The organism is Burkholderia sp. WSM2232, assembly GCF_000472545.1.
GTDB lineage: Bacteria > Pseudomonadota > Gammaproteobacteria > Burkholderiales > Burkholderiaceae > Paraburkholderia.
In genome coordinates this window covers 589,515-607,163 of record NZ_KI421432.1, presented here as the reverse complement: position 1 = coordinate 607,163, position 17,649 = coordinate 589,515, and the positions used below count along the sequence as shown (strand labels likewise).

Annotated in this window: 16 protein-coding genes and 2 pseudogenes; 9 read left to right on the top strand and 9 right to left on the bottom strand. The window is 61.4% G+C overall.

The features are described 5' to 3' along the window. Window positions 1-47 precede the first annotated feature (47 nt). The 3 genes from F757_RS0132575 to F757_RS0132565 all read left to right on the top strand — a co-directional run bounded on the left by F757_RS0132575 (window position 48) and on the right by F757_RS0132565 (window position 2,355). Entirely contained in the window at window positions 48-686 is a 639-nt protein-coding gene (locus tag F757_RS0132575) for a helix-turn-helix domain-containing protein (RefSeq protein ID WP_027215013.1), read from the top strand. A 124-nt stretch (window positions 687-810) separates the two neighbouring features. Continuing rightward, window positions 811-1,221: a DUF2471 family protein gene (locus tag F757_RS0132570; RefSeq protein ID WP_027215012.1), complete on the top strand. Its 411-nt coding sequence runs from the start codon at window positions 811-813 to the stop codon at window positions 1,219-1,221. A gap of 51 nt (window positions 1,222-1,272) precedes the next feature. Continuing rightward, entirely contained in the window at window positions 1,273-2,355 is a 1,083-nt protein-coding gene (locus tag F757_RS0132565) for a tyrosine-type recombinase/integrase (protein ID WP_027215011.1), read from the top strand. A 58-nt stretch (window positions 2,356-2,413) separates the two neighbouring features. Here F757_RS0132565 and F757_RS0132560 read toward each other — a convergent pair whose 3' ends face one another. Beyond that, entirely contained in the window at window positions 2,414-3,619 is a 1,206-nt protein-coding gene (locus F757_RS0132560) for a DNA-binding protein (RefSeq protein ID WP_027215010.1), read from the bottom strand. Window positions 3,620-5,450: 1,831 nt separating this feature from the next. Here F757_RS0132560 and F757_RS0132550 point away from each other — a divergent pair. After that, a complete protein-coding gene (locus F757_RS0132550; RefSeq protein WP_027215008.1) occupies window positions 5,451-6,800 on the top strand; it encodes a replication initiation protein in 1,350 nt (449 codons plus the stop codon). Between the two features lie 82 nt (window positions 6,801-6,882). Here the strand turns inward: F757_RS0132550 and F757_RS0132545 are convergent. From F757_RS0132545 to parA, 3 genes and pseudogenes are all read right to left on the bottom strand, one after another. Continuing rightward, window positions 6,883-7,758: pseudogene (locus F757_RS0132545) on the bottom strand (ParB/RepB/Spo0J family partition protein); the annotation flags it as partial. 65 nt (window positions 7,759-7,823) lie between these two features. Next, window positions 7,824-7,941 (bottom strand): annotated as a pseudogene (locus F757_RS37115) (ParB/RepB/Spo0J family partition protein); the annotation flags it as partial. Between the two features lie 24 nt (window positions 7,942-7,965). Then, entirely contained in the window at window positions 7,966-8,628 is a 663-nt protein-coding gene (parA, locus tag F757_RS0132540; RefSeq protein WP_027215006.1) for a ParA family partition ATPase, read from the bottom strand. A 1,182-nt stretch (window positions 8,629-9,810) separates the two neighbouring features. Between parA and arsC the strand changes: the two genes are divergently transcribed. Next, a complete protein-coding gene (arsC, locus tag F757_RS0132535; protein ID WP_027215005.1) occupies window positions 9,811-10,170 on the top strand; it encodes an arsenate reductase (glutaredoxin) in 360 nt (119 codons plus the stop codon). Between the two features lie 164 nt (window positions 10,171-10,334). Beyond that, on the top strand, window positions 10,335-10,625 hold the full coding sequence (locus F757_RS35600) for a DUF1272 domain-containing protein (protein WP_084531121.1): 291 nt from the start codon (window positions 10,335-10,337) through the stop codon (window positions 10,623-10,625). Window positions 10,626-10,664: 39 nt separating this feature from the next. Here F757_RS35600 and F757_RS0132525 read toward each other — a convergent pair whose 3' ends face one another. The 3 genes from F757_RS0132525 to nhaR all read right to left on the bottom strand — a co-directional run bounded on the left by F757_RS0132525 (window position 10,665) and on the right by nhaR (window position 13,016). After that, window positions 10,665-10,868, bottom strand: coding sequence for a zf-HC2 domain-containing protein (locus tag F757_RS0132525; protein ID WP_027215003.1), 204 nt, complete (start codon window positions 10,866-10,868; stop codon window positions 10,665-10,667). Further along, window positions 10,855-11,439 carry an RNA polymerase factor sigma-70 gene (locus F757_RS0132520; protein WP_027215002.1) on the bottom strand — a complete coding sequence of 195 codons (585 nt, stop codon included), beginning with the start codon at window positions 11,437-11,439 and terminating at the stop codon, window positions 10,855-10,857. The genes F757_RS0132525 and F757_RS0132520 overlap by 14 nt, the downstream gene beginning before the upstream one ends. A 680-nt stretch (window positions 11,440-12,119) precedes the next feature. Continuing rightward, on the bottom strand, window positions 12,120-13,016 hold the full coding sequence (nhaR, locus tag F757_RS0132515; protein ID WP_027215001.1) for a transcriptional activator NhaR: 897 nt from the start codon (window positions 13,014-13,016) through the stop codon (window positions 12,120-12,122). Between the two features lie 234 nt (window positions 13,017-13,250). Between nhaR and F757_RS0132510 the strand changes: the two genes are divergently transcribed. After that, on the top strand, window positions 13,251-14,219 hold the full coding sequence (locus F757_RS0132510) for a Tim44 domain-containing protein (protein ID WP_027215000.1): 969 nt from the start codon (window positions 13,251-13,253) through the stop codon (window positions 14,217-14,219). Between the two features lie 201 nt (window positions 14,220-14,420). Here F757_RS0132510 and F757_RS0132505 read toward each other — a convergent pair whose 3' ends face one another. After that, window positions 14,421-15,002, bottom strand: coding sequence for a GNAT family N-acetyltransferase (locus F757_RS0132505; protein ID WP_232221502.1), 582 nt, complete (start codon window positions 15,000-15,002; stop codon window positions 14,421-14,423). 366 nt (window positions 15,003-15,368) lie between these two features. Between F757_RS0132505 and F757_RS35595 the strand changes: the two genes are divergently transcribed. Together F757_RS35595 and F757_RS0132500 are read left to right on the top strand one after the other, a co-directional pair. Next, complete coding sequence (locus tag F757_RS35595; protein WP_442856688.1) at window positions 15,369-15,560, top strand: hypothetical protein; 192 nt, start codon at window positions 15,369-15,371, stop codon at window positions 15,558-15,560. Between the two features lie 81 nt (window positions 15,561-15,641). Continuing rightward, window positions 15,642-16,436 (top strand): alpha/beta hydrolase, encoded by a 795-nt coding sequence (locus F757_RS0132500; RefSeq protein WP_027214998.1) that lies wholly within the window; start codon window positions 15,642-15,644, stop codon window positions 16,434-16,436. 80 nt (window positions 16,437-16,516) lie between these two features. Here F757_RS0132500 and F757_RS0132495 read toward each other — a convergent pair whose 3' ends face one another. Next, window positions 16,517-17,620: an NAD(P)/FAD-dependent oxidoreductase gene (locus F757_RS0132495; RefSeq protein ID WP_027214997.1), complete on the bottom strand. Its 1,104-nt coding sequence runs from the start codon at window positions 17,618-17,620 to the stop codon at window positions 16,517-16,519. Between the last annotated feature and the right edge of the window lie 29 nt (window positions 17,621-17,649).

Sequence of the window (17,649 nt, the reverse complement as noted above, 5' to 3'; positions counted from 1 at the left end):
TTTCGTTTTTTCGAACTAAAATCCGATATATCGAACAACTCTAACCGATGGGTCTGGAAATGGCAAGTTCGGGTATTCGCCGCGCGGGCGCTGGCGCGGCACCCACTTCAAGTGTAGTCGCGACTGCGGCGGTCGCGGCGCCGCCGCGCGTCGGCGAGCAGATCCAGCGTTTGCGCGCCGAGCGGCGCATGACGCTAGACGATCTGTCGCGCGCGGCCGGTGTGTCGAAGTCAATGCTTTCGGAAATCGAGCGCGACAAGGCAAACCCGACCATTGCCGTGGCTTGGCGGCTCACCAATGCGCTCGGCGTGAGCCTCGATTCGCTGTTCGCGCCGCAGAAGACGCCCGAGGCGATCGCCGTCGCGGGTCCGCACGAGATTCCCACGTTGAGCGGCCACGATGCCAAATATCAGTTGCGCGTGTGGGGGCCGATCGAGCTGGCCGGCAAATTCGAGTGGTACGAGTTGACGCTGCAGCCAGGCGGAGCGCTGGTGTCGAACGCGCACGAACCGGGCACGCGCGAACATTTGACCGTGCTGCAGGGCACGGTCGAGATCGAGGCGGCGGGCGCGACCAAGCGGCTGAAGGCCGCGGACACCGCCCGTTATGTCGCGGACGAGCCGCACGCTATTCGCAACGCGGGTAAGGGCGAGGCCAAAGCCTTGCTGGTGGTGATTCACGGCTGAGTTGTGGCCTCACCCTAGGCGTCGCTGAGACTCCCAGACACCCGTTCGCGGAATCGGGGCTTGCGCGAGGTTGCGCCTGATACTGTATGTTTGTACAGTATAGGGCTATCGACTGGAGCCGATAATGAACGACCTGAAAACCGCCCCGACCGACCGCGCTCTGGCCGCGCTGCGCTATCAGACCGCGGCGCGCGATCTGGAACATATCGTGCGCAACATCGCCGCGCGCTACATCGTGCAGCAGGTTCCGCTCACCTGGCGCCTGCTTCACGCAATCGAAGCCGAAGCGCTCGCAGACCTGGGGTTCGCCAGCCGGCATGACGCGCTCATGCTCGGCCTCTTTCAACGTCCGTCGGACCTGCCTTACCCGGAGACGGACGAGACCGTGGACTTCGGCGTGTCCACGGCGCTGCCGGCCGTGTTCGCGTTTGCGGTTTCGGCTTATGAGGAGGCGGCTCGCGGCGCGGCGCAACAGGCGTCGCACGAGGCGTCGCAACAGGCTGCGCCGAGGCGAGTGCAAGCCTGGGGCGACTGAACCCGGGTTCCCGTCGGTCTACAATGTGCGCAACTAACCGATTGAATGCGCATGTCGCCTCCTCATCTGTCCGACCCGGTGCCGCGTCCGCAACCGTCCACTGATCTTTTCGATCAGCAACGTGAAGACTGGCGCCGCGATCCGCAACTTGCCTTCGACGCGTGGCTGGCGCGGCAGCATTTCCGACGCTCGTCAGCCGAGGTCTACCAGGCGCAGTGGGGGCTTTTCCTCGAGTGGCTGCGCGCCCGAGGAAAAAGCCTCATGACGGTCGATACGCCTACCATCGCAAATTTTGTCGCCGGTCTCGAGGTTCGCAAGCCGCAACGCATGCGCTATCTGCGGCTGATCGAACGGGTGCTCGATCATGTGCGCGAAGTGGAGGCATCGTCCACCAATCCGGCCCGCTTCATTGCGCAAGACGGCGAAGCGGCATGGCGCAACGCACGCGACAATGAGCCGACCGGGTTTCTCGATCACGCCGAGCGGGCCGCGCTCGTTGCGCATCTGTTTTCGCCGGTGCAGGGTCTGGCACGGGCGCAGCGCTGGAAAGAGCGGCGCGACCGTGCGCTGGTCGCTGTGTTTCTCGGCGGCGGACTGAAGACGGGCGAAGCCGCCGCGCTCACGGTTAGTTGCGCCACGCCGGGCTCGCCCTGGGTGACGATCGACTCGTCAAATCCGATGCTGGTGCGGCGGACACGGCTCGCACCTTTTGCCTCGGCGATTCTGGACGCGTGGCTCGCAGAGCGGCGGCTCATGCAACTGGCTGGCGATCTCGTTTTTGCGGCGTCGCCCTCCGGCAGGCCCATGCACAAAGCCACGATGCTGCGCGCCGTGGATGCGCAGGTCGACGCGGCCGGCATTGCCGCGTCGCGCACCTCGCGCGCGAGTCCGCAAACCTTGCGCAATACTTTCGCCGCAGATCTGTTCGAAAGCGGGGTAGAGGCCGAACTCGTCGGGCAATGGCTCGGATTTGTCCAAAGGGTGTCCGCTAATCGTCTGTATCGCGCCTGGCAGACGTGGATGGACAAGCAGAATTCGCCTGCCATCGACGAACCGGATCCGGCCGCACCGCGTCTCCCAGAAGCTCGCAGGGACGGGCGTTTTACGACCAGGCCAGGATCCACGGAATCCTGAATGTCCTCACGTCAGGATCCCGAATTCCCTCACCTTTCGCGTCTATCGGAGCCGTCACTCAGGCCGTAGCGGAAAGAGAGCCGCGCGACAAGAACCGGCTCACGGCTTCGAGCCGGGAATCGCCCGGCCCCGACGTGTGTTCGCATTCCGGACATTGCACCTCGAACCGGTGATCCACCTGTGAGAGCTCCGGCTCACCTTCCGCACACTTCGGGCAACGCAGCGGCAAGCTAACGTGGCCATCCGCCGCGGTGCCGATGGTCCGCAATTCGTCGCTCGTCAGCCGGCCGCCCTGCACGAGCGAATACAGCAAACCGCCGATAGCCGGATCGATGCCCTGCTGGCTGCGCAGCGTCGCCAGTTCTTTGGTCAACGCTTCGAGTTCGTCCGACTTTTCGCGCAACTGGGCGTCGAGCCGGTCGCCGCGCGCCTTGGCCGCAGCCAGTTGCTGGATAAACTCGAACTCCTTGCGGCTCGCGTCTCGCACGCCGGACTGATAGGTCGCAGCCATGCTACGCAACGAATCGAGTTCGACGAGCATCGGTTTGACCCGGCGCTCTGCCTCCGCGATCGCGTCCTTGATCTGCTGTGCATAGTGTTCGGTGCTTTGCCGCAACTCCAGATGCAAGGCGTCGATACGGTCGCGCAGCGTCGCGTTGCTTGTCTGTTCGTGATCGACGCGCTGGCGCAGGGTCTCGTTTTCCTGCTCCAGCCGCCGAACCGTGGCCTGAAGCCCTTCCTGGTGAACTGAACCGTGCGTGGTCATGCTGAACAACTCTGCCTCGAGCGCACGGACGCGCTCCCAGGCGCTTTCCGCCCGTTGTTCGCTGCGTGTGACGGCTGCGTCGGAAGCGTCGCGGCGGATTTCTGCGTCGCGTGCGCGTTGCTCGGCCTCGGCGATCTGGGCGCGGACTTCCTCGCGCTCTTCGTCCAACAGCGCACGCGCCTGCGCGACGGCTTCCTGGAAAAGTGCGCCCAGCAATTCTCCCGCGCGCTCCTCCAAAGCTTTGGGGATTGCACCTGCTCCGACCTTCATGCGCGAAACGTCACGAATGCGTTCCCAGAAGTGGTCGATGTCCTTGGGAATGTCACTGGCGCTGCCGGTCTGTGTGAGATCGCGCACGGCTGCAATGGACGGGCGGATTCCCAGATCGAAGAACAATCGCTTGCAGGCGTGCAGGGACAATTCCTGCCGCCGGGCGCCGGCATTGCGCATCCTGTCGAGTTCTTTGCGGATGGATTGACGTTCGTCGTCCAGACTCATATGGGCCTCATGTACGGGGATTGGACGAATAATAACAATTTACGTATCGTACGCTACATTTTTCCAGTGCTAATACGTGTGCGCGCGGTAGGGCCCAAGGCGGGCCTCTTTTTCCTTTGTTCGAACAGGCGAGGCGGATCTTTCCGTGAAACAAAACGAAGAACGGCGCATAAGTCCTTGTTGAAAAAGGGAAATAGACACCGTAACTTTCATCGCGCACTGTTTCACGATGCGCAAACTCTGCCTTCAGGTTGGGGGTAGTGGTTTGTCTGAAGGACTCGCGGGTGTCGAGCTTGAGAGTAATAAATATAAACACCTTTGAACCCATGTTAAAAACGTTAACGCCAAGGCAAAGCCTTATCCAGCGGGCGTTTGCGGGAAGGAAGGTGAAGCTTTCCGGGAGGCTTGGTGAGGTCTTGCGGGAATCTGAAGTGATGGGGTTCGGGGACACCGGTGAGTAGGTCCGGGACAGATCGTGAGCGGGTTCGGGAGACGCGCGTTGGTGGCGAAGCGGCAAAAGGTGAGATTTTGCAGGAGCAGATGGAGGGCAAGCGCCCGGCACACCGCGGGGGCGGCTTTCTATCCGTTCCGCGCTAAGGTGAGGCGATTCGGGACCGCTGCAACGCTCGGTTTACATCGATATTGGGTGGCCAAAAAACCGCGAGGTGAGCGAAGACAGGAGAAAACGCTGAGGCAAGGTGAGGCTTTACGGGGCTTCCCGGCATGTTTTGCCTCAATTTTGTGCAGCGGAGCCTTCAAGGTGAGCTTTTACGGGAATCGTTTGATGACAAGTGGCGTTTTCCCCGCCCTCGCCCGCGATGATGAGAGCACAACAGCCGGGCAAAGGTGAGGCAATTCGGGACCTCACTGTTTTTCTCATGTCCGGCAGGGATCGGGGCACCCAATCCGGGAAAGGTGAGCCTTTTCGGGAGATTCAGGAGCTCTTTTTTGACGCAATGGTGAGTAGATGCGGGAGCTCGACACCTCCTTGGCCTGCAAAAGCCCTCCGGACGGGGTGCGGCGTCTGCCGCTGGGGGGCCATGTGGATCGCAAAGGTGAGAGTTTGCGGGAAGGAGCGGTCGGGAAAGGTCGAATGCGATTGGGACCGATGAGGTGCAAAGGTGAGGCTTTACGGGAAGCCGGGCGCCAGACGCATGACGGTTCGGCACTTGGACGTGTGATATAGGTCGTTGAATATAAATGGTAAATGGACTTTCTATGGCAAAGGTGAGGGTTTTCGGGAAGTGCAGAAGCCGGCACGGTCGACGCTGGCTGAATGGCAAAGGTGAGCGTTTTCGGGGGGCTTTCGAAAGCGTTTTTGAGGCCCGGACTTCGGGGACTCCCGTCATTCGGTGCGTTGAACTTGGCCAATGGTGAGCGTTTACAGGATGCCCCTAGCCGCGTTGGTGCCACGCGTTGGCAGGAGCGTTCAACGACTCAGTCTTGGAGCGAGGGGAATGGACACCGTACCGGCGGATTCCCGTTGCGGTTGCCAGGTTTTGCGCCCCGTTGCCAGCGTGCGCGCGCGCTCTGTGGAAAGGCCGACTACAGGCGCGCCGCTCGAGAGACTCAAAAATTTTTTGAGGTGAGAAGGTTCAGGATAAGCCTTTCCTCTTTGATGCAATGGCCAAAGCCGCCTGATTTTTTCGAACCCGCGACGCTAAAGGAAAGCCGCAATCTCGCGTCAAAGGATGAGGTGAGACTTTTCGGGAGTCGCTGGAGGTGAGCCGCGTCGCGCAAACTGCGATCACCCCCAATGGTGAGAGCCACGCTATAGACGCGTATCACCGCAGTCGGTATGCTCTCGGCAAATCCCTCCTTGACCAGACGCATGGCCACGAAGCGCGCCAAGAAAACCGATGTAGTCAGCCCCAGCTCGGCGGAGTTGCGCAAGGCCGTCGAGGCGATCGCCATTCAGCCCAAGAGCGGCAAAATTACGTTGCTAACGCGCAAGCTCTTCAACGTGTTGCTCGCTGTCGCGCAGCAGGCGGACGAGTCGGGCGACACCTATCGCGCGCTGCTCTCGGACATCGTCGCCAATTCCGCGTTCGACTCCAACGACACGGCGCTCGTGAAAGAACACCTGCGCCGCATGGTTTCGGTTCAGGTGGAATGGAGCACCGGAACGTCCAGCCAGAAGCCTGGCCGCAAATGGGGTATCTCGACGCTGATCGCAGACGCGGAAATTCTCGAAGATCCGACTACTCGCCGCGTTTGGGTTGAGTTCTCGTTTGCGCCGAAGATCAAGAAAAAGCTGCTGGACCCGGTCCAGTATGCGCGTTTGAGCCTGCAATTCCAAAGTCAGTTGCGCAGCAGCGCGGGCCTTGCGCTGTACGAGATCTGCGTGCGCTACCTCACCAATCCCAGCCATTTGACGATGCGCGAATCGTGGGAATGGTGGCGCCCTATCCTGTCGGGCACACCCGACACCGAGGCCGGCGACGAAGCGAAACGCGAGTACAAGTACTTCAAGCGCGACTACTTGCGGCCGGCCATCGCCGAAGTCAATGCGGTGACGAACATTTTCGTCGAATTGATCGAGCATCGCGAAGGCAGGCGTGTCGCTGAAATCCAGTTTCGCGTGACCGAACGCAAGCAGCCAATGCTGGCTCTCGACGAGCATCCAAACGTGTTTGACAGCACGCTGGTAGACCGGATGGTCAAGATCGGCATCCCGCTGAAAGAAGCACAAACGCTGTATGCGGATAGCGAGGAAAACCGGATACGTGCCGCGTTGCAGATGACAGAACAACGCATGCGCAGCACGTCGCTGCCGCCGGTCCGAAGTGCGCCTGCGCTCTTCAAGGACGCGCTCAAGAAGGGCTATGCCCCGCCGGTCGAAACGGTGGCGTCTGCGGGCGGCGCGAAAGCCGCGGTGGCGGCGCCGGCCGACGACCTGAAGGCGCGTCTGTTGGGCGAATACTCAGCGTATCGCCGCCGGGAGGCTCGCGAGCTGTACGACGAACAAGGTGAGTCGGAGCGTGAGATCGCGCGGCAGTCGTTTGAGGAAGAGGAGTTGCCCGGACTCGGCGCTCACATGCGCGACGACTGGCGCCGGCGGGGGCTGGACTCGAAGATCGTCGAGACGGCATTTTTCGACTGGCTCGCTCGCAAGACGTGGGGCGAGCCGACCGACGGCGATCTACTCGCCTTTACCTTGAGCCAATCGCGCGCAGCGTGATTGTGGGGCTGGCGGTTGGTTCGGGTTGGTGGCGGGCAGCAGCAGGTTGAGCCCATGCGCCGCCACGATAGGTTTGCATCTGCTACTTCAACATCTTTTCGATCTGACGAAGGATGTCGTCACGTTTTTCTCGCGTCAGGCCCTTCAGGCGCAGCTCGAGCCGGTCATCCCCATACGACTTCAGATCCCCTACCGATACGCCGTCCAGTTTGATTTCAAGCCGCTGTGCATAGCGCTGGCGGCCCGAAGACTTGGTGCTCTCCTGCGCGGTGGCTCTCCCCTTCACGATGTCGGCGACCTGCCGCGTGCTGAGGTCGTCGGAGACGATTTTGTGGATGAGGCGCAAGGTTGCGTCGGCTCCGCGGGCGGCGTGGTATCGGCCCACCTGATAGGCCATGTTGGATCCGAAGCGGTCAGGCCGGGCAACCATCTCCTGCATGACGGCCTCCGGCAGCTTGGCGATCGACAAAGCGACCGCCACCGTGGACTCGTCCAGTCCGAGATGCTCGGCTAGTTCCTTCTGACTCTGGAAATGACGATCCTCGAGAAAGCGTTTCCACACGACGGCGTTGTCGAATACGGTCTGTGAATCGCGCTGAACGTTGAGGTCATACCCGAGCTTGTAGCTCTCCATGCCGATCGGCAGATCGATAACGATCGCCTTCACGGCTTCCTGGTTGGCTTCCTTCAGGGCGCGCACGCGACGGCCGCCGTCGCTGACGAAGTAGGTGCCGGCGTTGTCGTAGTCAGGAATGACGTGGATCGCTTGCTGCTGCCCTTGCTTCGCGAGATTGACGGCCAGTTCGGCAATCGACGACTTGAGATAGAAATGCCGCGGATTGAACGGGCTCGGCTTGATCGCCTTCAAAGGCAGCTCGATGACTTGGCCCGCGCGGTAACCGTGTTCGGTTCTCCACGCACGGTAGGCGGCCGACTCGTTTTCGGTATCCGCTGTATTGCCGACCGACAACGGCTGCGGCATAACGGACGCCAGCGTGCGCACCGGTCCGTCCTGCGACGAAGTGGCGTTGTTCTTAACGAGACCGTCAATGGCGTTCAGACGGTCCAGCGCCGTCCGCTTCTCGCTGCTGGTCGTATCAGGACGTGCTTGAAAGCCTTTGGCGAATTGGGAGGGTTTCATTCAGGGTCCTTTATGCGCATAAACTCAAGGGAGCAAGGCGGCGATCTCGTTCGCACACGCCCTGACTTCGATGGCGGCGAGCTTGGCGCCGCGATCGCTCATCTGTAGCACTGTTTGACCCAACGCCATGGCCTGCTTGTAGGCTTCACGCGTGGGAATCTGGGTCTTGAGAAGAGGGAATCCAAGCTCCTCCAGCGCCCGCTTCAGCTCGCGCGTGAGCATGCGCTTCTCTTCCGTCTTGTTGAGGAGGAACACGGCGCGCAGGTCTTCATTCATTACTTGCGCCTGCTGGACCAATTTGACGAGGCCAATGCTGGACCAGTAATCGGCGGGCGACGACGACGTGGGTATCACCGCCACGCTCGCCGCCAGCAGCACCACGCCGGACACTTTTTCGGTGATGGATGGCGGACAGTCTACGACGATGATGTCGTAATCTGAAACGAACTTCTTGATCTCACGGTGAATCTGACTGCCTGCCTCGGAGAGATTGACAACGGGAAATGGGATGCCGGTGTGGCCATCGGCTGATGCGCTGGCCCAGTGGATCAGTGTGTTCTGACCGTCTGCGTCGACGACGAGGACCCGTTTGCCCTTCTCATGAAAGGCCGCCCCGAGATGCATCGCGATCGTACTCTTACCGACGCCGCCTTTCTGTTGAGTTACCGCGATGATTTCCGCTGCCAATGTTCACCTCCTTTTTAGACGCAGATGGATTTTACCTGGATGATTTCTTATTTCAATGGTTTCTGTAAAAAGGAGATGGAGATAGCCGATCGGCCAGGTTTATGCGCATAAAGCGACGGGCCGTTGAGAGAGAAGCGGTAAGGCGTTGTAGTGGTGAGGTGGTGATGTGGCAGGCGGTCAGGCGGTCAGGCGGTCAGGCGGTCAGGCGGTCAGGCGGGGCGTGGTGGTACTTGGATGTGGGAACGTTGTGACGTCTTGCTCACGTTGCTCGATCCGTGAGCCGCGATGCGCCACCCCGCCTGCCGTCGTGTTCGGCGACACATATCGAAGGTCACTAGGGCGCGGACTGCACTATGGCGAGATACGGGCGGAACGCTCCGCGAATGCCTCGCCGAAAAGAGCGCTGCGGTCTTGGGCTACGCGGCAAATCGATTCGCCACCGAAAGTGGGCGGCTGTATTGCGCGCGTACCTGCATCGCACTTTGGCGGTCCCTGCCCACGAGCGATCGTTGGCTAGCACTCGGGCGGTTTATGCGCATAAAGTCCACGCGCGCTGTGCGGGGCAAGGCGGGCTGGCAGCCGGGAGGCCCCCGTGGCTGCAACTCGGGTTGTTACTGCCTCAAGAGTGAACGGACTAGGTCTGCCCTACTGACCGTTTAACACCCGACGCGCGAAATCCTCCGCGGTTCGGTACGTCCTTCGGATTTTCGACGTTGACCAGTTCGAGGTCTCTGTGTGTTCGTGCAAGGGCGGTTTATGCGCATAAACCACTCGTCGGCTGTCCTTGGCCGCCGATATACGCGCGTTGTGAAGGTTCACAGCCGGTTGCTCAGCAGTGCTGCGGCATCGGCGGCAAATCGGTCCGGTCTCTCCCATGCGCCCGCCACGAGGAAGCACATCGTCTGCGTCCCTTGCATAGAACCGCCTAGGTCGCCGATCAGCGAGTATCTAAGCAACCGAGCAAAAGGTTCGTCGCGAAGACCGCACCGAGTGTAGCGATGACAATCCATCCACCGCCTGCAGCCGATATCAACCGGCCACGTGAACCCACAGCGTACCACTTGGCCAAGCATCGCACTTAGCACCACAGCCGACAGGCTAAAATCCCACCACTGGTCACCCACCACCTTCAGTCACCTAATCCGAATCAACGCCTTCTAGCCCACCATCACTAAATCGACGATGATCACGATCTACCATAACCCGCGCTGCTCCAAGTCGCGCTCAGCCTGCGAACTTATTACCAGCCAATACAACCGCGACGAAGAACCCACGCAGATCATTGAATACCTGAAACAACCGCTCTCGACCGCGCAATTGAAGGACCTCAGCCGGCAATTGGGCCGCCCGGTCCGCGAAATGATCCGCGAGTCTGAGCCGGTCTACAAGGAACTGGGCCTCTCCGACCCGACGCTGTCTGACGCTCAGTTATACGAAGCATTGGCCGCACACCCCATACTTCTGCAACGGCCGATTGTCGTCAGGAACGACCGGGCCGTGATCGGCCGCCCGCCGGAAAACGTCGCAACGTTGTTCGTCTGATACGCCGCGCGGCGACGTCGAAATATCAAGCAAGAATCAAATGGCAGTAATTGATACACCGGTGTCGCTTCCCGACTTTGCGCGCGGCTCACACTCGGTATTCGCTCGGCGGGAACTGTTCACCGTAGAGTGCGGCCCAGGCCAAATCCAAACGTGGAGTGCGAATGCTTGAACTGAGACCGTCCTGTGAGGGATGCGGCAAGTCCCTGCCGCCAAACGCCACCGACGCAATGATCTGCACGTACGAGTGCACATTCTGCGAAGTCTGCGCACTGACTACTTTGCGCAACGTCTGCCCGAACTGCGGCGGCAATTTTCAGCATCGGCCGATACGTACTCGTGCGCAACTGGCCAAACACCCCGCCCGAAGCGAGCGACACCCGACCGCAATCGACGAAGCCTCCCACGCCAGCTTCTTCGAGCTATACCGGAACACGCCGCCTGACGAACGCTAACGCAATCCGTCCTGCTCGCGCGGCGGCCCCAACGCCACCTCAATCGTCGCTGCTTGCCTTGTCGGGCGTCGAAATACCGCTCATGGTTTGGGCGGCGTCACGAAGCAGGCGGATCTGTTTGCGATAGTTGCGGCAGCCGCTGCATGTGGGCAAATGCAACCGGATCGCAACCCATTCGCCGGTCGTTAGGGAGCGGTCGAGCGCGTCGGACAGCAGGCGGGTAATGTGCTTACACTTCCCCATTGGCATCCTCGCTGGATAAACCCTTCTCGCTCAGGCACGTGCGCAAGCGCAGCCGGGCGCGATACATCAGCACGCTGCAATGATTGGCGGTCATCTGCAATTCAGAGCAGATCGCGTCTGTGTCGAGATCGAGAAACTCGCGCATCATAAAAACGCGGCCGATATGCTCCGGCAGATGTTCCAGACACATCTCGAACAACGCCCAGAATTGCTGTTGACGCAGTGCCGTTTCAGGCGTTGGCCACGGCCGCGGTTTGGTCTGTGGGGTCCAGTGGCCGTTGTCCTTGAAAAGCTCGCGATCGAGCAACGCCTCGTCTGCCAGTTCCGACTCCAGCGCCGAGAGGTTGACCGTCCGTTGTCGCATGCGCAACGTATCCACCAGTTTGTGCCGAAGAATTCCGAATACCCACGTCTTGTGTTCGGACTGTCCGGCAAAGCGGTGCGCTTGCGTCCAGGCGGCGGCCAGCGCTTCCTGCACGGCGTCCTCCGCTGCCGCGGCATCGCGCAATTGCAAGCGGGCGAAACGAACGAGATCGCGACGAAGTTGCGTCAGATAGACTGGGTCGTCCAGCGCGGGTTCGCCGGTAGGCGCGACGCCTGGAGCGGACCCGCTTCGATGGACCGATCCACGGTTTCGATCGAAATGCGATTTAACCTCCGTTGTGCGGTGAGTCCCGCGTTTTCGAGGGACGGGCGGCGGGTCGTCTTTCAACACCGCAACACGCCCGGCGGTACCAATCCGCGAGAGCACGGCCAGATTTCCGTCTGCCCGTCGTGGAATCCGAGCGGCGAGCGCTACCCCGTGCTGCCGAGTAGGCGGCGCCGGTTGCCTGGGCCTTCCTGCAACCGCCGTCCTGCCCAAGCGCTCACGGGCATCAAAGCGTTCCCGTGGGCAGCTTCAATTCCAGTTTCTGAGGCAGGATCCGCTCATTGTGGACCGATGGCAGTGCCACGGCCGCATCTATCGACCCTGCACGCTCGGTTCGCGAGCGCGCGCGGCGGGGACAATCGACGTGTATCCACTGTGGTGACCGGACTGGAGCATAACCCAGCCAGCCCAACGCTGCGCGCGCGGCCAAAACTCCGCATCAAGGTGACAGGGAATGGGCCAGCAATCTGACTGAGTCTCGTCCGATCAGCCATATCCGGTCACCAACTTGCTGACGCCCAGGCTGGACCCAAACCACAACCACCACGTAACCCACGACGGGACCACAATCCCGGCCACGAGCACGAGCACCACCCCTCCGCCTACGCGTTGAACAGCTCGCTGCGTGCGGCGTCGATGATCGTGGCGACAGCCGGATGACTGATGCGGCGTTCAATCGAAATCGCGAAGAATTCTTCGACGATGGTGCCAATCTGGCCGACCGTCGTCAGTTTATGTTCCGCCTGTAGCTGATTCTCCAGCACCGTCGGCGCGAACAGCAGACCGCGGCCCTCACGGCCGAACGCGAGCGCCATCGCACTGTCGTCGAACTCGCCGACGATGCGCGGTGAAATCGCCCGTGATGCAAGCCAGTGGTCCAATTTGCGCCGCACCGCCGACTCGGTGCCGGGCAGCAGCAGCGGCAATTGACCCAGCGACAGCGGAAAGCGCTTGTGAACGCCCTGCAGCAGCGACTGCGCGCCGAAGCAACTTAGCGTCGAACGGCCCAGCCGGTGGTTGAACGCCTTGATGTTGACGTCGGCCGGGATGGGCGCGTCCGCGATGATCAAATCCAGGCGGTGCACGGCAAGCTGCGCGAGCAGCGCGTGCAGCTTGCCCTCGTGACAGATCACGCGAAGCGACGCGGGTGCGCTCAGCGCTGGTTCGAGCAGCCGGTAGGCAATCGCCTTCGGCACCGAGTCGGCAATGCCGACGCGAAACCGCGATTGCGTGCCCACCTCCTTCTCCCGGCGCACCGCGCTTTCCAGCTCGGAGCCTAGTGAAAAGATCTCATCCGCATAGTCGAGCGCGAGCCGCCCTGCATCGGTGAGCTCGAGTGTGCGGCCGCTTTTCTTGAACAGCTTTTTGTCTAGCGCTTCCTCGAGCAGTTTGATCTGCCCGCTGAGCGTTTGCGGCGTGACGTGCAATTGCTCACCGGCCCGGACGATTCCGCCCGCATGCGCCGCTACCCAGAAGTAATACAGATGCTTGAAATTCACGTGATTCTCCGTCGACCGGTCGACGTTACGATTTATACGAACGATCAGCAACAAAAATACGAATTTTTCTTAAGCTTGCCTTCCGCTAGATTAAGGCTTCACAGGTCACGTATTGCAGATTGCCCCCAGACCAGCGGCAAGACGGATGACCGAAAAAAATTACCGTCCGTAAGGTCGTCGCGCGCGAAGTATGACGTGCGATGCGGACGCCCGATTTATCACGAGAGGTTTTATATGCATACGCAAGCCATCAATCAGTTCCGGCGTGTCGCCAGCAAGGTGACGCGCGGTACCGCGGCGCTTGGTCTCGCGGCTGTGCTCGCCCTCGGCGCACTCGCGGCCAATGACGCCGAAGCCAAGCGCGTGGGCGGCAGCCAAAGTATCGGGCGACAGTCGCAGATGGCGTCGCCGTCCGCGCCCGCGCAACGCAGCCAGCAGGCGCAGCCCACCCAGCAGGCCGCTCAGGCGCCGGCGGCAACGCCCGCCCGCAACCGTTGGCTCGGCCCGTTAGCCGGTCTCGCCGCCGGTCTGGGCATTGCCGCGCTGCTGTCGTCGCTCGGCCTCGGCGCGGGGCTTGCGCAAATGCTGTCGAACATGCTGCTCATCGGCCTCGTGGTGGTTGCCGGCGTGATGCTGTTCCGCTTCATCGCCAATCGGCGTCGTCCGGACCTGGCGTATGGGCATGGTGCCGCGAGCCGGTCGCAGAGCAATGGGATGCCGTTCGCGAATCAGAACGGCCAGGCTCGGCCCGACACGAGCTTCTTCGGCAGCCAGCGCACAGCCGCGAATCAGGCCGGAGCAGCGGGCGTGTTCAACGCGCCGGTGCAGCCGCTCGGGCTCGATCAGGCAGAACTGGTGGCTTCGGCAAAAAGCATGTTCATGCGTCTTCAAGGCGCATGGGATCGCAACGAGCAAGGCGACCTGTTCGAGTTGACCACGCCGGAGATGTTCGCGCAGCTCAAGCGCGACCTGGAAGGCCGCGGTAGCCAGCTGAATCGTACGGAAGTGCCGCAACTCGAGGCGGAAGTCCTCGGCGTGGAAAGCACAGCGGACGAAGCGTTCGTCAGCGTGCGCTTCTACGGTCAGATGCGCGAAGACGATGCGCCGACCGCCCAGCCGTTCCAGGAGGTCTGGAACATTGTCCGCAGCGCACACACCGGCAATGCGTGGCGACTCGCCGGCATCCAGCAGCTGGACCGCTAAGCGGGTGAAGAGATGGCGCGTGACCTCACCTAACCGGTCACGCGTGTCTGCGAGGGCGTGCATGTCTTGATGCACGCCTTCGCGGTTTGCGTTTGACGACGTGCCGCAGCTTGAGCGCCGACAGTGTCCGGGGCGCATGACCAGCCCGTGTCGCGCCGAATCGCCAGGTGATCCCGGGGCGTGACCGCGCCCTTGGCGTTTTCAGCGCAGCCCCAAGCGCAACGACATATGTACTTCGTCGTATGGCTGGCCGTCGACGATCATCGAGGCGGGCTCCAGGGCAAACTGTTCAAAGCCGAACGACGCGTAGAGCCGGATAGCCGCATGATTGCATGCGTTGACGCTTAGATTCACCTGCGTAATGCCCGGCATCGACTGGGCAAAGCCGATCGCCTCGCCAAGCAGAATCCTGCCTACGCCAGCGCCTCTTTTCTCCGCCGAGACATACACGCCCCATAGGAACGCCTTATGGCGCAGCTTTGTCAGGCTTTCTCGGCCAACTCCCACCATACCGATCAGCCGCGCGCCTTCGAACGCACCGAGAACTCGGCGATCGTCTCTTGCGGCCAAGTGGTTCGCTATGTCCTCAGGCGAGCGATGCACTTCTTCCTCATAGCTCGATGCAAACGATGTGGGCGTCTCCTTCAGCCCTGCAAGGCGCAATGTTTGAAAGGACGACGCATCGGACTCAGTCAGTTGACGAACACGCAATCGGGCCACCTCTGTGAAGGGCGAAGACAGTATCGGACGAAATGAAAAAGCACCGCAATCTGCCGACAGCAAAAAAACCTGGAATAAACGCCAAAGCCTTGTGTTTGCCCCTACGTAGCCTGATTCAAAAGCGTTGATCTGCGACTGCTCAAGGAACCAAGCTCCAGAGGAAGCCGCACTGATTCACCGTAATGAATCGTCCAATAGTTAGGAATCCGACTGAATCGACGAGAATCGAACATCGATCAGGCGGTCCTTTTTGCAACGAGATTCGCGGCACGTGCCGCACAGCCAACACACTTATTGAAGGAGTATGAACCATGTCGAAGATCCTGATGGGCCTCACCCTCGTCGCTTGCGCCCCTGACGCGCGCCCAAGTCCGCGCCGACCTCGTGCGCGTTGAGCGCGCCGGCTATCGGCCCACCAGCGGGGACGACGTGAACTACCCCGCGGATATTCAGGCTGCCGAAGCAAAACTCGCTGCCGGGGCGAATGGAACGCTCGCCGCGCAGGCAATGGGCGGCGTCGCGCAGGGCGGCAGCTCGGCATCCGGTGCTGCAGCTCGAACCGCGATGCAGCCGGCCTGTGTGGGCCCCGTCAGCTTCTGCAACCCCTACGCCGGTAGTTAAGCGACGCAAGCCGGACAGTTCGCCGTGGCCTCGCGCGCACTGTTCGACCTCGCTACTCAATCATCATCAACGGAGTACATCATGAGAATCTCCTCGCTCGCTGCGGCGGCGCTTTCGCTGTCCGCATGCATGTTCGCTTCCGTCAATGCGCTGGCGCAGGATGCACAGCCATCCAAGGCACCGGCCAAAAATATCGTTCTGGTCCACGGTGCGTGGGTGGACGGCTCGGGGTGGCAGCCGGTCTATGACATCCTCACGAAGGACGGCTACCACGTCTCGATAGTGCAGGAGCCGCTCACCTCGCTCGAGGAAGACGTGGCCGCCACGAAGCGCGTGATCGACATGCAGGACGGCCCCACCATTCTGGTCGCGCATAGTTACGGCGGCTCGGTGATTACCGAGGCCGGCGCCGATCCTAAGGTGGCGGGCCTGGTGTACGTCGCGGCGCACGCACCTGCCGTCGGTGAAGATGAAAGCGATCTCGGCAAGCAGATGCCGAGCTATACGTCGATGCAGACGGGCGCCATCAAGAAGCTGGACGACGGTTACACGTATCTGAACCCGGCTGACTTCCCGAAGGACTTCGCTGCGGATCTGCCCTCGAAACAGGCGCAATTCGAATCGCATTCGCAGGTTTTCACGGCGGCCAAGGTCTTTTCAACGCCGATCAAAGTCGCCGCGTGGACTAGCAAACCAAGCTGGGGCATCGTGGCCGCGAGCGACAAGATCATCAACCCGGACCTCGAACGCTTCTATTATCAGCGTGCGCACAGCCACACCACGGAATTGGCAGGCGCAAGCCACGCGGTATATGAATCGCGTCCGAAGGAAGTCGCCGCCGTAATCGAAGACGCCGCCAGGCATGCACAGCAGTGACGCGGCAATCCGGGCACCTGTCTGCTAACTGCAGCCCAAGCTGCCCGTGTTGCCCGGCGTTCCCGTCGCGCAACGCGGGCTTACACTGTTTCCGCGCGCAGCCATTGCACGAGCGCGGTGTCGTCCCCGGTTTCGAGCGCGTGTGCAACCCGCTGGCCGACCGCGGCGCCAAATGTGTAGCAGTGGCCCGAACACGCCGACACGACTAACGTCTTGCCAACGCGTCTGGAAAAAATCCGCTGATCGGCCGTGAAGGTGGACACGCAGGCTGTCACCTCGGTCACCGTGTATTCGTCGATGCGGCTAAACGGCGGCGCAAAGAGCTGTCGCAAACGCTGGCCTTCGCCGGGCATGACGTCACAATCGGTTTGCGCATCCGGCACTGCTCGCTTGAGCGTGCCGGCACCGAACTTCAGATCGACACCGTCGATGGGCGGCAGCACATAACCGCCACTCGAGCCGCCGATATCCACGATCGCGGGCGCATTCGACCACGCGCTTTCCAGATCCGCGGGCGGCGTGAGGTAAGCGACGGCGTTGCGATAGATCGTGAGGTTCCCATTGAGCGCGGGAAAGAGTTGCAGAGTCCCCGCACCGGCTGTCACCACGAGCCTGTCCGCGCGCACCGTGCTGCCATCTGCAATGCGTACGCTCGCCGCATGCGGATCGATTGCAACGGCCTGTGCGTGCATGCGAATCTCGACGCCGCGCATGCGCAGCCATGCTTTCAGATCGTGCGCGATGCGCTGGCTAAAAAGCGCGCCCCCCTCGTGATCGAGGTACGCATAACGAAACGTGGAGGCATCGAGAAACGGATAGCGCGTTGCTGCTTCTCGCGAATCGAGCCGTTCGTAGTCAGTGCCGAGGCGCTCGAGCCCCATGCGAAACTGCTCGGCGCCGTCGCCGGCAAACTGTGAGATCCCGAGTACACCGCAATTCGCATAGTGCGACACGCCGAGGTCATCCCACAGCATGTCCCAACTATCGAAGGCTTCGCCAATGGCTTGCGCGTAACCGTCTGCATGGCCGTACGCGCGGTGAATCATCCGATGCCGGTCAGCCGACGCGGTGAGCGGGTGCGGAATGGCCCCCTGCTCGATCAGCGTGACGTCATGCCCCAGTTTGGTGAGCGCCCACGCCGTGCTGAGTCCAGCGATTCCCGCGCCAACGATTGCCACACGCATGCCAATCCCCCGGTCGGTTGAACGGGGTC

What these genes read in the sequence shown, in the direction of transcription:
- F757_RS0132575 (WP_027215013.1), top strand. Translation starts at nt 48, where the DNA reads ATGGGTCTGGAAATGGCAAGTTCGGGTATTCGCCGCGCGGGCGCTGGC.
- F757_RS0132570 (WP_027215012.1), top strand. Translation starts at nt 811, where the DNA reads ATGAACGACCTGAAAACCGCCCCGACCGACCGCGCTCTGGCCGCGCTG.
- F757_RS0132565 (WP_027215011.1), top strand. Translation starts at nt 1,273, where the DNA reads ATGTCGCCTCCTCATCTGTCCGACCCGGTGCCGCGTCCGCAACCGTCC.
- F757_RS0132560 (WP_027215010.1), bottom strand. Translation starts at nt 3,619, where the DNA reads ATGAGTCTGGACGACGAACGTCAATCCATCCGCAAAGAACTCGACAGG.
- F757_RS0132550 (WP_027215008.1), top strand. Translation starts at nt 5,451, where the DNA reads ATGGCCACGAAGCGCGCCAAGAAAACCGATGTAGTCAGCCCCAGCTCG.
- arsC (WP_027215005.1), top strand. Translation starts at nt 9,811, where the DNA reads ATGATCACGATCTACCATAACCCGCGCTGCTCCAAGTCGCGCTCAGCC.
- F757_RS35600 (WP_084531121.1), top strand. Translation starts at nt 10,335, where the DNA reads ATGCTTGAACTGAGACCGTCCTGTGAGGGATGCGGCAAGTCCCTGCCG.
- F757_RS0132525 (WP_027215003.1), bottom strand. Translation starts at nt 10,868, where the DNA reads ATGGGGAAGTGTAAGCACATTACCCGCCTGCTGTCCGACGCGCTCGAC.
- F757_RS0132510 (WP_027215000.1), top strand. Translation starts at nt 13,251, where the DNA reads ATGCATACGCAAGCCATCAATCAGTTCCGGCGTGTCGCCAGCAAGGTG.
- F757_RS0132500 (WP_027214998.1), top strand. Translation starts at nt 15,642, where the DNA reads ATGAGAATCTCCTCGCTCGCTGCGGCGGCGCTTTCGCTGTCCGCATGC.
- F757_RS0132495 (WP_027214997.1), bottom strand. Translation starts at nt 17,620, where the DNA reads ATGCGTGTGGCAATCGTTGGCGCGGGAATCGCTGGACTCAGCACGGCG.